This is a genomic window from Nonomuraea turkmeniaca, from assembly GCF_005889735.1.
Taxonomy (GTDB): domain Bacteria; phylum Actinomycetota; class Actinomycetes; order Streptosporangiales; family Streptosporangiaceae; genus Nonomuraea; species Nonomuraea turkmeniaca.
Genome location: NZ_VCKY01000046.1, coordinates 18,356 through 31,535, shown reverse-complemented (window position 1 = coordinate 31,535; position 13,180 = coordinate 18,356). Strand labels below are relative to the sequence as shown.

Annotated in this window: 12 protein-coding genes and 1 tRNA gene; 8 read left to right on the top strand and 5 right to left on the bottom strand. The window is 70.3% G+C overall.

Annotated elements, in window-relative coordinates; translation table 11 throughout:
• The first annotated feature begins 79 nt into the window (after positions 1–79).
• On the top strand, positions 80–1,558 hold the full coding sequence (locus tag ETD86_RS16100) for a glutamate synthase subunit beta (RefSeq protein WP_138666961.1): 1,479 nt from the start codon (positions 80–82) through the stop codon (positions 1,556–1,558).
• A 34-nt stretch (positions 1,559–1,592) separates the two neighbouring features.
• Here the strand turns inward: ETD86_RS16100 and ETD86_RS16095 are convergent, their stop codons facing one another.
• Positions 1,593–2,486 carry a helix-turn-helix domain-containing protein gene (locus ETD86_RS16095; RefSeq protein ID WP_246147938.1) on the bottom strand — a complete coding sequence of 298 codons (894 nt, stop codon included), beginning with the start codon at positions 2,484–2,486 and terminating at the stop codon, positions 1,593–1,595.
• 84 nt (positions 2,487–2,570) lie between these two features.
• On the opposite strand from ETD86_RS16095, the gene ETD86_RS16090 reads away from it, so the two are divergent.
• From ETD86_RS16090 to pyk, 4 genes are all read left to right on the top strand, one after another.
• Positions 2,571–3,635: an aldo/keto reductase gene (locus tag ETD86_RS16090; RefSeq protein ID WP_138666959.1), complete on the top strand. Its 1,065-nt coding sequence runs from the start codon at positions 2,571–2,573 to the stop codon at positions 3,633–3,635.
• A gap of 120 nt (positions 3,636–3,755) precedes the next feature.
• Positions 3,756–5,399, top strand: coding sequence for a S8 family peptidase (locus ETD86_RS16085; RefSeq protein ID WP_246147934.1), 1,644 nt, complete (start codon positions 3,756–3,758; stop codon positions 5,397–5,399).
• Positions 5,396–5,746 carry a DUF2784 domain-containing protein gene (locus tag ETD86_RS16080; protein ID WP_138666958.1) on the top strand — a complete coding sequence of 117 codons (351 nt, stop codon included), beginning with the start codon at positions 5,396–5,398 and terminating at the stop codon, positions 5,744–5,746. Before ETD86_RS16085 ends, ETD86_RS16080 begins: the two co-directional genes overlap by 4 nt.
• A gap of 35 nt (positions 5,747–5,781) precedes the next feature.
• On the top strand, positions 5,782–7,212 hold the full coding sequence (pyk, locus tag ETD86_RS16075) for a pyruvate kinase (RefSeq protein WP_138666957.1): 1,431 nt from the start codon (positions 5,782–5,784) through the stop codon (positions 7,210–7,212).
• 290 nt (positions 7,213–7,502) lie between these two features.
• Here the strand turns inward: pyk and dapD are convergent, their stop codons facing one another.
• From dapD to ETD86_RS16060, 3 genes are all read right to left on the bottom strand, one after another.
• Positions 7,503–8,468, bottom strand: a complete 966-nt coding sequence (dapD, locus tag ETD86_RS16070; protein WP_138666956.1) for a 2,3,4,5-tetrahydropyridine-2,6-dicarboxylate N-succinyltransferase — start codon at positions 8,466–8,468, stop codon at positions 7,503–7,505.
• Positions 8,469–8,569: 101 nt separating this feature from the next.
• Positions 8,570–8,992: a pyridoxamine 5'-phosphate oxidase family protein gene (locus ETD86_RS16065; RefSeq protein ID WP_138666955.1), complete on the bottom strand. Its 423-nt coding sequence runs from the start codon at positions 8,990–8,992 to the stop codon at positions 8,570–8,572.
• A gap of 67 nt (positions 8,993–9,059) precedes the next feature.
• Positions 9,060–9,893 (bottom strand): LysR family transcriptional regulator, encoded by an 834-nt coding sequence (locus ETD86_RS16060; protein ID WP_138666954.1) that lies wholly within the window; start codon positions 9,891–9,893, stop codon positions 9,060–9,062.
• Between the two features lie 71 nt (positions 9,894–9,964).
• Here ETD86_RS16060 and ETD86_RS16055 point away from each other — a divergent pair, with 71 nt between their 5' ends.
• Entirely contained in the window at positions 9,965–10,693 is a 729-nt protein-coding gene (locus tag ETD86_RS16055) for an SDR family NAD(P)-dependent oxidoreductase (RefSeq protein ID WP_211370082.1), read from the top strand.
• Positions 10,694–10,868: 175 nt separating this feature from the next.
• On the opposite strand, the gene ETD86_RS16050 is transcribed toward ETD86_RS16055, so the two are convergent.
• Positions 10,869–10,942: transfer RNA gene (locus tag ETD86_RS16050), tRNA-Leu, on the bottom strand.
• Positions 10,943–11,057: 115 nt separating this feature from the next.
• Here ETD86_RS16050 and ETD86_RS16045 point away from each other — a divergent pair.
• Complete coding sequence (locus ETD86_RS16045; protein ID WP_246147933.1) at positions 11,058–11,642, top strand: ANTAR domain-containing response regulator; 585 nt, start codon at positions 11,058–11,060, stop codon at positions 11,640–11,642.
• A 154-nt stretch (positions 11,643–11,796) separates the two neighbouring features.
• Positions 11,797–13,083: an ABC transporter substrate-binding protein gene (locus ETD86_RS16040; protein ID WP_138666952.1), complete on the top strand. Its 1,287-nt coding sequence runs from the start codon at positions 11,797–11,799 to the stop codon at positions 13,081–13,083.
• Positions 13,084–13,180 lie beyond the last annotated feature (97 nt).

Genomic DNA, 13,180 nt, shown 5'->3' with positions numbered 1-13,180 from the left:
ATGACCCGCCGTAATGAGCCGTGCCGCCTTGGCGGGCTGTGCTGGTCGACCACTGTTCAGGGATAGGGAGGCGTACCGAATGGCTGACCCCAAGGGTTTTCTCACACACGACCGGGAGCTGCCGGCGCGCCGCCCCGTCGACGTGCGGATCAGCGACTGGCGTGAGGTCTACCAGGACTTCTCGCAGGAGAAGCTGACCAAGCAGGCGGCCCGCTGCATGGACTGCGGCATCCCGTTCTGCCACAACGGCTGCCCGCTGGGCAACCTCATCCCCGAGTGGAACGACCTCGTCTACCGCACCGACTGGCGCGAGGCGATCGAGCGGCTGCACGCCACCAACAACTTCCCGGAGTTCACCGGCAGGCTCTGCCCGGCTCCTTGTGAGGCGGCGTGCGTGCTCGGCATCAACTCCGACCCGGTGGCGATCAAGCGGGTCGAGGTCGAGATCATCGACCGGGCGTTCGCCGAGGGCTGGGTGACCCCGCAGCCTCCGGCCGTCAAGACCGGAAAGAAGGTCGCGGTCGTCGGCTCGGGCCCCGCGGGCCTGGCCGCCGCCCAGCAGCTCACCAGGGCCGGGCACGACGTGGTGGTGTTCGAGCGGGCCGACCGCATCGGCGGCCTGCTGCGCTACGGCATCCCCGAGTTCAAGATGGAGAAGCGGCACATCGAGCGCCGCCTGGAGCAGATGCGGGCCGAGGGCACCGAGTTCCGCACGAGCGTCAACGTCGGCGTCGACGTCACCGCCGCCGACCTGCGCGCGGAGTTCGACGCCGTCGTGCTGGCAGGCGGCGCCACCCAGTGGCGTGACCTGCCGGTGGCCGGGCGCGAGCTCAAGGGCATCTACCAGGCGATGGAGTACCTGCCGCTGTCCAACAAGGTCCAGGAGGGCGACTACGCGGTCCCGGCCATATCGGCCGAGGGCAAGCACGTCGTGGTGATCGGCGGCGGCGACACCGGCGCCGACTGCATCGGCACGGCGATCAGGCAGGGCGCCAAGTCCGTCACGCAGCTCGAGATCATGCCGCAGCCGCCCGCGTCCCGGCCCGGCAGCCAGCCGTGGCCCACGTTCCCCATCCTGTTCAAGATGGAGAGCGCCCACGAGGAGCTGGCCGACGGCGGCGGGCAGCGGGTGTACGCGGTGTCCACGACCGAGTTCGTCGGCGACGCCGACGGCAACGTGCGGGCGCTGCGGCTGGTCGAGGTCGAGGGGCCGCAGGCCGGGTTCAAGCCGATCCCCGGCACCGAGCGGGAGATCCCGGCCGAGTTGGTCACCCTGTCCATGGGCTTCCTCGGCCCCGAGAAGGGCTCGCTGCTGCAGGACCTGGCCGAGGCCGGCGGTGACGGCTTCTACGACAAGCGGGGCAACGTCTCGCGCGACAAGACGTACATGTCCCAGGTGGACGGCGTGTTCGTGGCCGGCGACATGGGCCGCGGACAGTCGCTCATCGTGTGGGCCATCGCCGAGGGGCGGGCCGCCGCCTCGGGCGTGGACCGGTACCTGACCGGGGAGACGGCACTGCCCTACCCGATCCTGCCGACCGCGCGGCCGCTGGTCTGACGTCTCCTGCCCCGGCCGCCGGGCGCGCCTGCGATCAGGCGTGTCCGGCCGCCGGGGCTTCGGCGCTCACGAGCGATCTCACGCGGTCGCACGTGGCCGTGACGGCGTCCAGCGCGCGCCGGGACGCCGGGTCGGCGGCGCGGTAGATGACCAGCCGCTGGCCGGGGGCCTGCAGCGGGGCCAGCACCTCGTATTCGACGGTCAGCGGGCCGGCCGTGGCGTGCCGCAGCCGTTTCCTGCCCCGGCCGTTCACTCGGACGTCCCTGAGCGCCCACAGGCGGGCGACCTCCTCGCTACCGGAGGTCAGCTCGTCGATCAACTCCGACAGGGCCGTGTCGTCCGGGTGGGCCGCCCACGCGGCCCGCAGATCCGCGATGCCCTCGCGCAGCGTGCGCTCCCGATCGCGGTAGAAGTCCCGCAGGCCGGGGTGGAGCGTGCAGAGCCACATGCTGTTGCGCTGCTCGGGCGGCAGCGTGCCGAAGTCGACCACCAGGGCCGCCATCTCCGGGTTCCACGCGATGATGTCGAAACGGTGGTTGAGCAGCATGGCCGGCAGCGGGGACAGGTCGAGCACGAGCCGGGAGATCGGGCCTGCCTCGTCGGCTTCGGCCCGCGGGCGCGCGGAAGGCCGCCCCGTCGGCCGCTGCTGGGCGAGGTCGAACAGGTAGACCCGCTCGTCGTCGCTCAGGCGCAGCGCCCCGGCCAGCGCCTCCAGCACCTCCGGCGAAGGACGCAGGCCACGGCCCTGCTCCAGGCGGATGACGTAGTCGACGCTGACGCCGGCCAGCTCGGCGACCTCCTCGCGGCGAAGGCCGGGGGTGCGGCGCTGGGTGCGGCGGGCGGGCAGCGCGACGTCCCGCGGATCCAGGCGTTCGCGGCGGGTGCGCAGGAAGGCCGCCAGTTCGCGCGTCTGGTCCACGGTGCTCATCATCTCGATCCTATGCCTGGGAAAGCCGATCCCAGGAAGAGCCTTCCCTTCTCCCGGCCCGCCGCGCGGAGCAACCTGGAAGGCATGACGACTCTTGACACCTACCGCTTGCTGGGCCGTTCCGGGCTGCGGGTCTCGCCGCTGGCCCTGGGAACCATGACGTTCGGGACGGATTGGGGCTGGGGCTCGGACAAGGACGAGTCCCGCCGGATCTTCGACGCGTACGTGGACCGGGGCGGCAACTTCGTCGACACCGCGAGCCAGTACACGGAAGGCACGTCCGAGACGCTGGTCGGCGAGTTCGCGTCGGGCCGGCGCGAACAGGTCGTGATCGCCACGAAGTACACCATGGCGCGGCGGGCCGGGGACCCGAACTCCGGCGGCAACCACCGAAAGAGCATGGTCCAGTCGGTCGAGGCGAGTCTGCGCCGGTTGAACACCGACTTCATCGACCTGCTCTACCTGCACGCCTGGGACTTCACCACCCCGGTCGAGGAGATCCTGCGCGCCATGGACGACCTCGTCAGGATGGGCAAGGTCCTCTACGTCGGCATCTCGGACACGCCCGCCTGGCAGGTCTCCCGCATGCAGGCCATCGCCGACCTGCGCGGCTGGGCGCCGCTGGTCGCCCTGCAGATCGAGTACAGCCTGATCGAGCGCACGGTGGAACGCGACCTCATCCCCATGGCGCGGGAGATGGGGCTCGGGGTCGTCCCGTGGTCGCCGCTGGCCAGCGGCGTGCTGACCGGCAAGTACACCCGGGCCGACCTGGACGTGGGGCAGGGCACGTCCGACCCGGCGGGCAGCCGCAAGAACGTCGCGGCCGCCAACGGCGCGCTCACCGAGCGGGCGCTGGGCATCGCCGACGTGGTCAAGCAGGTCGCAGCCGAGATGGGGGCGAAGCCGTCGCAGGTCGCGCTGGCCTGGACGATGCTCAACCCGGGCGTGACGGCGCCCATCATCGGCGCCCGGACATCGGTGCAGCTGGAGGACAATCTGGGGGCGCTCGACGTGCGCTTCACCGAGGGTCAGCTGGCCGCCCTGGAGGACGCCAGCCGGGTCGACCTGGGCTTCCCGCACGAGTTCCTGGCCCGTCCGATGCCCCGGCAGGTCATGCTCGGCGGCGTCCAGATCGACCTCACCCGCTGAGCCCACCGCGTGCCAGCCCCGTTTCGCCACCCATCGACCGAAATTTCATCACTAAGTTGCATCAGCCGGTGAGTGTCGGGAAGATGCAGGTTCTGCGGCCAGTCGGCGGATGGGGGAGCAATGCGGCGAGTCGCCTGCTGTTTGACGGCGCTGGCCGCCGTCGTCACGCTTGCGGCCTGCTCGCCCACACCCCCCGCGGGCCGTGGCACGCAGAACAAACCCTCCGCCCAGCGCGCCGACTACCTCGTCTTCTACGCCACAGGCCGACACCAGGAGGCGGTGGAGGCCGTCGAGCAGGCGGGCGGCACCACCGTGGGCGAGGACGGCCGGCTCGGCTACCTCCTGGCCAAGGGCGGCGGGAACACGTTCGTGGAGAATCTAGGAACCGACCCGGCCATCGTCGGCGTCTCGCCGGACCGGGCCATCGGCTTCGCCACGGCCCGCCGTACCGGATCCGCCTCGTTCCCCGGCGCGTCGGCGCTGAGCGGGGACACCACAGGCGAGCCGCTCGCCGGCCGCCAGTGGGACATGCGGATGATCGGCGCCGACCGGGCGAACGCCAAGGTCCCCGGCAGCAAGCAGGTGCTGGTCGGGATCATCGACACCGGCGTCGACGGCAAACACCCCGACATCGCCCCCAACTTCGACCGCCGGCTCAGCCGCAACTTCGTCACCGACAAACCCAAGGACGAGAACGGCGAGACGCTCGACGGCCCCTGCGAGGCCAAGGACTGCAAGGACCCGGTCGACGAGGACGACGACGGCCACGGCACCCACGTGGCCAGCACCATCGCCTCACCGATCAACCACATCGGCGTCGCCGGCGTCGCCCCCGGCGTGCGGCTGGTGAACATCAGAGCCGGTCAGGACTCCGGGTTCTTCTTCCTCAAGCCCACCCTCGACGCGCTCACGTACGCCGCCGACATCGGCGTGGACGTCGCCAACATGAGCTACTTCGTCGACCCCTGGCTGTTCAACTGCAAGAACAACAAGTCCGACAACACGAAGCAGCAGCTCGAGCAGCAGGCCATCATCACCGGTGTGCAGCGGGCCATCGACTACGCCCGCGGCAAGGGCGTGACGCTGCTCTCGGCGCTCGGCAACGGCTCCACCGACCTCGGGCGCCCCACCGTCGACGACAAGAGCCCCGGCTACCCCGAAGGCGAGCAGAAAGTCCGCCGGGTCGACAACTCCTGCATCAACGTGCCCGCCGAGTCCACCGGCGTCATCTCCGTCTCCGCGCTCGGCCCCTCCGGGCGCAAGGCCATCTACAGCGACTACGGCGTCGAGCAGACCGACGTGTCCGCCCCCGGCGGCGACGTGCTCGACGGCAAGGGAGCCAAGGCCACCAGGTCCATCCTGGGGGCCGCTCCGGAGCGTGTGCTGCGCGCCGCCGGCCGGATCGACGCCTCGGGCAAGCCGAAGGGCGCGGACGTCGTGCGGGACTGCACGCGCACCCCGTGCTCGTACTACCAGTACCTGGACGGCACCTCCATGGCCGCCCCCCACGCCACCGGCGTCGCCGCCATCCTCGTCAGCCGCTTCGGCAAGCCCGGCGCCGGCGGCCTCGCCCTCGACCCCGCCACCGTCGAGGACCTTCTCTACAAGAGCGCCGTCCAGAAGCCGTGCCCGGAACCCCGCCAGTACGTCTACAAGGCGTACGGCCAGACCGACACCCATGTGTGCGAAGGCGATCGATCGCGTAACGGTTTCTACGGCCATGGCATGGTGGACGCCTGGAAGGCGGCTACCTTCGAACCATGATGTATCGCCTCGTCGCGGACGCCGCGATGGTGGTGCACTTCTTATTCCTCGCCTACATGGCGGTGGGCGGGTTCCTGGCGTGGCGGTGGCGGCGGACGATCTGGATCCACCTCGCCGTGGCCGCCTGGGGCGTGTCGTCGATCGTGACCGGGGTAGAGTGCCCGCTGACACTGGCCGAGGACTGGGGGCGACGGCAGGCCGGAATGGAAGGGCTGCCGGCGTCCGGATTCATCGACCACTACATCGAGGGCGTGATCTACCCTGAGGCGTACACGAACTTGGCACGCCTGGGGGTGGCCGTTCTCGTGCTGTTCTCTTACGTCGGGTACGTTCTCCGGCGTCAGTGACTGCCAAGTGGTCTGTACCAATTAAGGTAGGACTCGTGACTCGTCGCGCGAAAATCGTCTGCACCCTAGGCCCCGCCACATCGTCCGAAGAACGCCTCCGCGAGCTGATCGCCGCGGGCATGGACGTGGCGCGGTTCAACCTCAGTCATGGCACCCATGACTTGCACCGAGAGGTCCTCGACCGGGTGAGGAGAGTGGCGGCCGATCTCGGCCGTGGCGTAGGCGTGCTCGCCGACCTGCAGGGCCCCAAGATCCGGGTGGGCACCTTCGAAGAGGGCCCCGTCAGGCTCGGCTTCGGCGACGTCTTCGCGATCACCGCCGAGGACGTGCCGGGCGACCGCGAGCAGGTCTCCACCACCTACAAGGGCCTGCCCTACGATGTGCGGCCCGGTGACACGATCCTCGTCGACGACGGGCGCCTCGTGCTCGAGGTGACCCGGGTCGAGGGGGAGCGCGTCATCACCCGCGTCGTCATCGGCGGCATGATCTCCAACAACAAGGGGCTCAACCTGCCCGGCGTCAACGTCAGCGCGCCCGCGCTGACCGACAAGGACGAGGCCGACCTGCGCTGGGCGCTGCGCGCCGGTTTCGACATGATCGCCCTGTCCTTCGTCCGCCGCCCGTCCGACGCCGACGTGGTGCGCAACATCATGGAGCAGGAGGCCGTACGCCTGCCGCTGCTCGCCAAGATCGAGAAGCCGCAGGCCGTCGACCGCCTCCCCGACATCGTCGAGGCCTTCGACGGCATCATGGTCGCCCGCGGCGACCTCGGCGTCGAGCTGCCCCTTGAGCAGGTGCCGATCGTGCAGCGGCGCATCATCGAGCTGTGCCGGGAGAAGGCCCGCCCGGTCATCGTCGCCACGCAGATGCTCGACTCGATGATGAACGCCCCCCGCCCCACCCGCGCCGAGGCCTCCGACGTGGCCTACGCGGTCATGGACGGTGCCGACGCGGTCATGTTGTCGGGCGAGACCTCGGTCGGCAACTACCCGATCGAGTCCGTCTCCACGATGGACCGCATCGCCTGCGCCGCCGAGGAGTCGTCGCTGCGCGCCACGCACACGCTGGAGCGCATGCCCGAGACGACCGGCGGCGCCATCGCGCGGGCCGCGGCCGAGGTCGGCGCCATCGTCGGCGCCAAGGCCCTGGTGGCCTTCACGATGTCGGGCGAGACGGCGCGGCGGCTGGCCCGCTACCGCTCGCCGATCCCGCTGCTCGCCTTCACGTCGGCGCCCCACGTGCGGGGGCAGCTGTCGCTGACGTGGGGGGTGGAGACGTTCCACGTGCCGTTCGTGCATCACACCGATGACATGGTGCGGCAGGTGGAGGCGTCGTTGTTGTCGCTGGGACGGCTGGAGAAGGGGGACAAGGTCGTCATCGTGGCCGGCTCGCCTCCCGGCACCCCGGGCTCCACCAACGCCCTCCGCGTCCACACCATCGGCTCCGCGGTGTCCCACGCGAGTTAGATTTCCCTTCTTTACGGCAGGGCCACGTTGGCTCCAACCGCCGACGCTGGTGGCCGACCTTCCAGGGGGACGGTTACCAGCTTCACCGGCGCGCCGCCGTTACGGCGCATCCTCGACCGAGGCCGTGGTTCGCCGCTCGGCCGGTGAGCCGCACCGACGGCGACGTCCGCGGGCCGTGTGCTCATGCGCACCTCGCGGCATGATGTCGCCCCAGCGCGCCGGCCGTGGGCACGCCGCCCGAAGCCCCGCGCCCGGCGCGTGCCTGGGGCGCGAGGGTCGGGCCCCAGGCGTCAGTTGGCGTGCAGGGCGGCGTTGAGTTCGATGCCGGTGCCGGTGCGGGGGACCGCCTCGACCGCGCCCGACTGCGAGTTCCTGCGCAGCAGGATGCCGTCCGCGCCCGACAGCTCGGCTGCCTTGACCACCTTGCCGTCCGGGAGGGCGACCTTCGTGCCCGCCGTCACGTACAGGCCGGCCTCCACCACGCAGTCGTCGCCCAGCGAGATGCCGATGCCGGCATTCGCGCCCAGCAGGCAGCGCTGCCCGATCGAGATGACCTGCTTGCCGCCGCCCGACAGCGTGCCCATGATCGAGGCGCCGCCGCCCACGTCGGAGCCGTCGCCGACCACGACGCCCGCCGAGACCCGGCCCTCGACCATCGACGAGCCCAGCGTGCCGGCGTTGAAGTTCACGAAGCCCTCGTGCATGACGGTGGTGCCGGCGGCCAGGTGCGCGCCCAGGCGTACTCGGTCGGCGTCGGCGATCCGCACGCCCGACGGCAGCACGTAGTCCACCATGCGCGGGAACTTGTCCACCCCATAGACGGTCACCGCGCCCCTCGCCCGCAGTCGCAGGCGCGTCTGCTCGAAGTCAGGAACCGGGCACGGGCCGAAGTTGGTCCACACGACATTCGCCAGCAGGCCGAAAACGCCGTCAAGGCTGGCCCCGTGCGGCCTGATCAGGCGCGCGGAGAGCAGGTGCAGGCGCAGGTAGGCGTCGTGCGCGTCCGCGGGCGCCTCCGACAGCTTGGCGATGCCGGTGCGCACCGCCACCACCTCCACGCCCCTCGCCGTGTCGGGGCCCGTCAGCGAGGCCAGCTCACCGGCCTCGTCGGCGGACAGCCGCTCGGTGCCCGAGAGGGGCGCCTCGCCCAGCTCGGGGGCGGGGAACCAGGTGTCGAGCACGGTGCCGTCGGCGGCGATGGTCGCGAGGCCGACGCCGAACGCGCCGGTCGAGGTGGGATCGATAGCAGTCGTCACGCGCCCAAAATACCGGTCCGCGAGTCCGTCGAAGGCATCAGGTCAGTCCATGTCGGCCAAGGCGCCATGGCCGACAGGCCGTGCCGTGGCAGGCGGGCGGGTCAGCCGAGGGCGCCCAGGTCGGCCGAGAGCCAGCGTTCCGGGCGCATCCTGAACGTCACGAGGGCGTGCAGGTCCGAGCCCTGCACATAACCCTCCACCGCGTCAGGCGGCAGGTAGCGGGCGGAGATGCGGGTCAGATCCTCCAGCGTCGTCGGATCGGTACGTAGGACGGGTCCCTCCACGGACACGTACCGATAAGTCGGGCTGACCCGCTGCACCAGCATCGAGAACCGGCCCGCCTTCGCGATCAGCCGCGCCTTGACCGAGTCGCCGTCCGTCAGGAACCGGACTTCCCCGCCGGGGCTGTAGTCGTACCAGACGGGCACCGCCAGCGGCGCCCGGCCCTCGCCCGCCTCGACGGCCAGGCTCCCGATCTGCGGCTCCGCCAGGAACGCCTCCCGCTCCGCTACGCTCAGCGGCATCCCGCCCACCCCCGTACTCGGCGATCTCGAGACGGCTATTCCCGGTGGGAGCGGTCCCGAAAGCTCATCAGCCCGGCGCGGGGGAGAGGCGCTCGGCGACGGCCGAGGCCGTACGCACGAACGCCGCCAGCGCCCGTGACCGTGTCCGCTCCGGCCAGGCCAGCACCACTGTCGTCGGCGTGCCGTCCAGGACCGGCACGCACACCAGGTCGCGCCGCAGGTGGGGCGTCACCGACTCCGGCGCCATCGCGATCAACCGTCCCAGCGCGACCAGCTGCATCAGCGTCGCCGGATCGTTGATGTCCGCATGCCGCCGCGGCCACAAGGGGGTCGGGTCGGCCTCGAGCTCGGCCACACGCACGAACGCCTGCCCCGCCAGCCGGTGCCCCCGGGGGACGATCGCCACGCTGCCCTCGACCCGGAGCGGCTCGCTGTCGAACCCCGTCAGCTCCTCGTACGGGATGTGCAGGAACGCCACGTCAGCCGTGCCGTCCCGGACCAGCTGCGCCCGCTGCGCCACCCCGCACAACACCAGCTCCACCTCGACGGCGTCGGGATGAGCCCGGTACGCCTCCAGGATGTCCGGCAGCAGCCCGCCGTCGCCGCCCGGCTTGAGCGCCACCACGAGCCGCGGATCGGCCCGCCCCGCCCGCCGTGTGCGCGCCGTCGCCGCGGCCACCGCGTCGAGGACCGTGGCCGCCTCCCTGGCCAGCACCTCGCCCGCCGAGGTCAGCGAGATCCCGCGACCGGACCGGTCGAACAACGGGACCCCCAGCCGCCGCTCCAGCTTCTGGATCGCCCGCGACAACGGCGGCTGCGCCATCCCGAGCCGCTCGGCCGCCCGCCCGAAATGCAGCTCCTCCGCGACCGCCAGGAAGTAGGCCAGCTCGCGTGTCTCCATACCTCCAGGGTATTGCCCATGACCCAGCCGGTGTTGGCCCCGCGACGCCACCCGGTGATGTGCTTCCCGACATGACGGACAGAACAACAGCTCTGGTGACCGGGGCGAACAAGGGCATCGGATACGAGGTCGCCGCCGCGCTCGCGGCCAAGGGCCTGACAGTGCTGCTCGGCTCCCGCGACCGGACGCGCGGGGAGCGGGCCGCCGCGCGGCTGCGCGCGGCCGGGGGCGATGTGCGGCCGGTCGTCCTCGACGTCACCGACCCGGCCACGGTCGAGGCCGCGGCCGCCACCCTGACCCGCCTCGACGTGCTCGTCAACAACGCCGGCATCTCCGGCCCGCTGCACGGGCTTCCCAGCGCGACGGCGGCGCCGACCGTGCGGGAGGTGTTCGAGACGAACGTCATCGGCGTCCTGCTGGTCACCAACACCCTGCTACCCCTGCTCAGACGCTCGCCCGCGGCCCGCATCGTCAACGTGTCCAGCGGCGCCGGCTCCCTCGCCCACCACACCGACCCCGATCACTACATGTCCGGCCTGCCGGCCTCCGCTACCTACCCGGTGTCCAAGACGGCGCTCAACCAGCTGACCGTTCAGTACGCCAAGGAGCTCCGCAAGGACGGCATCCTGGTCAACGCCGCCGCCCCCGGCGCGTGCGCCACCGACTTCACCAAGGACCTGCCGTTCCCCATCACCCGTACGGCCGCCGAGGGCGCCGCCATCATCGTCAAGCTCGCCACCCTGCCGCCGGACGGGCCGACAGGCTGCTTCTTCGACGACGCTGGGAGCGTGCCCTGGTAGGTCAGTGGCCATCGGCAGGCTGCGGCCCGGGTGATGCGGGGCTCGCCCCGCTGATGCTGAGTCCCGAGGCGAGCCGGCGAAGGGATTCGTTACAAAACGCGATACATTATAAGCGGAGAGTGACGCATAGGGCACGACAAAACCGCCCGGCCAAGAGAACCGGGCGGTCAGTCAGTGCCCCGGGTGGGACTCGAACCCACACTGAATGGATTTTGAGGCCATCTTCTCTGCCAATTGGAATACCGGGGCCTGAATCCGGAAATGTCCGGACTCAGTGATCTCGCACGGCTGAAGCTTAGCTCAACCTGGGGCCACATCGCTCCGGCGTGGATCTAATCTACCGGACGTCGGTACTCTTCTGCTCGTGAGTACGCAGCGGCGAGTAGTGATCGCGGAAGACGAGGCCCTGATCCGCCTCGACCTCAAGGAGATGCTCCAGGAGGACGGCTACGTCGTCGTGGGCGAGGCCGGGGACGGTGAGCAGGCGATCCGGCTGGCCGCCGAGCTGAGGCCCGACCTCGTCATCCTGGACGTCAAGATGCCGGTGCTCGACGGCATCTCGGCGGCGGAGCGGATCGTGGCGGAACGGATCGCCCCGTGTCTGATCCTGACCGCCTTTTCCCAGCGGGACCTGGTGGAACGTGCGCGGGACGCGGGGGCGATGGCCTATTTGGTGAAGCCGTTCACGAAGGCGGATCTGGTGCCGGCCATCGAGATGGCGGTCAGCAGGCACGAGGAGATGGTCGCGCTGGCGGCCGAGGTGTCGAGCCTGTCGGAGCGGCTGGAGACCAGAAAGCTGGTGGAGCGGGCCAAGGGTCAGCTGATGGCGCAGCACGGCTGGACGGAGCCGCAGGCGTTCCGGTGGATCCAGAAGGCGTCCATGGACCGGCGGCTGAGCATGCGTGAGGTTGCCCAGATCGTTATAGACGACGCGGCCAAGCAGTCGTGAGGCTGCCCTATATCAGGTGATTTAGCCCGGTGGGTTGTGGCGCGGTCACGACTGAGCATCCAACCGGCTTCGAGTGCTTCTCACCGCAGGCGTCCCGGCGCGTAACTGATGGGCGGACGGAAGGTCCGCTCATCTTCGAACGGAGACGCTTTCGATGATCCGCATTTCCCGCGCGCCGGTCGTCGTGACCGCGGTGTGCCTGGCGCTGGCGGCGTGCTCGGGCGGTGGTACGACCGCCGTGCCGGCCACCTCAGGAACCGCTCCAGCGCCGTCGTCCCCGGCCGCCAGGGGGGACGGCACGCTGATGATCGGCACGGTGTTGCCGCAGACAGGCTCGCTCGCGTACTTGGGGCCGCCCATGTTCACGGGCGTCGATCTGGCGCTTCAGGAGATCAACGAGGCCGGCGGGGTGCTGGGCAAGCAGGTCGCCAAGGTGGACACGGACTCCGGTGACACGACGACCAACATCGCCTCGCAGTCGGTGGACAAGCTGCTGGCGCAGAAGGTGGACGCCATCGTCGGCGCGGCTTCGTCGTCGGTGTCGGAGTCGGTAATCGACAAGATCACCGGGGCCGGTGTGGTGCAGTTCTCGCCGGCCAACACCTCCGACACGTTCACCACGATCAACGACAGGGGTCTGTACTTCCGTACGGCGCCGCCGGACAAGCTGCAGGGCCGGGTCCTGGGCGACCTGGTCGTGCAGGACGGCAACGACACCATCGGCATCCTGGCCATGCAGGACTCCTACGGCTCCGGCCTGGCCGACCAGGTGGTCGAGACGGCGGAGGCGGCGGGGGCCACGGTGGTGGAGCGGGTGGACTACGACCCGAAGGCGGCCGAGTTCTCGGCCGATGTGGGGAAGATCAGGGCGAAGAATCCGAAGGGCATCGTGCTGATCGGGTTCGAGGAGACGTCCAAGCTCGTGAACGAGCTGGTCAAGCAAGGTCTGACGGCTGACAAGCACAAGTGGTACATGGTGGACGGCAACATGTCGAACACCAACTTCGCGAAGGCGCCGCGGGGCACGCTGGACGGCGTCAAGGGCACGCTTCCGGGGGCGGCGGCGCCGGAGGCGTTCCAGAAGCGGCTGTTGCGGGTCGACGCCAAGCTGAGCGAGTTCACGTACGCGGCGGAGTCGTACGACGCGGTGACCTTGATCGCCCTGGCCGCGGAGGCGGCCAAGGACGACTCGGGGGCGGCCATCGCGGCGAGCCTGATCGACGCCAGCAAGGGCGGCGAGAAGTGCACGGGCTTCAAGGAGTGCGCCGATCTCCTGAGGGCCGGCAAGGACATCGACTACGAGGGCGTCAGCGGGCCGGTCGACTTCAACGACGTGGGGGATCCTTCGGTCGCGACGATCGGCGTCTACCAGTACGGGGAGAACAACACGTTCAACGCGGCGAAGGCGCTGGAGTATCGGAAGGGCAACATCGCGGGCTGAGGCCCTGCCGCGGTCCCGGCCTGCGATTTCAGGTCGGGGCCACGGCTCCTTTTTAGGGACGACCGTAACTCTCGCGAAACAGTTCATCACCGTGTGT

Coding starts and splice junctions, on each gene's coding strand:
- ETD86_RS16100 (WP_138666961.1), top strand. CDS start 80: ATGGCTGACCCCAAGGGTTTTCTCACACACGACCGGGAGCTGCCGGCG.
- ETD86_RS16095 (WP_246147938.1), bottom strand. CDS start 2,486: ATGAGCACCGTGGACCAGACGCGCGAACTGGCGGCCTTCCTGCGCACC.
- ETD86_RS16090 (WP_138666959.1), top strand. CDS start 2,571: ATGACGACTCTTGACACCTACCGCTTGCTGGGCCGTTCCGGGCTGCGG.
- ETD86_RS16085 (WP_246147934.1), top strand. CDS start 3,756: ATGCGGCGAGTCGCCTGCTGTTTGACGGCGCTGGCCGCCGTCGTCACG.
- ETD86_RS16080 (WP_138666958.1), top strand. CDS start 5,396: ATGATGTATCGCCTCGTCGCGGACGCCGCGATGGTGGTGCACTTCTTA.
- ETD86_RS16065 (WP_138666955.1), bottom strand. CDS start 8,992: ATGCCGCTGAGCGTAGCGGAGCGGGAGGCGTTCCTGGCGGAGCCGCAG.
- ETD86_RS16060 (WP_138666954.1), bottom strand. CDS start 9,893: ATGGAGACACGCGAGCTGGCCTACTTCCTGGCGGTCGCGGAGGAGCTG.
- ETD86_RS16055 (WP_211370082.1), top strand. CDS start 9,965: ATGACGGACAGAACAACAGCTCTGGTGACCGGGGCGAACAAGGGCATC.
- ETD86_RS16040 (WP_138666952.1), top strand. CDS start 11,797: ATGATCCGCATTTCCCGCGCGCCGGTCGTCGTGACCGCGGTGTGCCTG.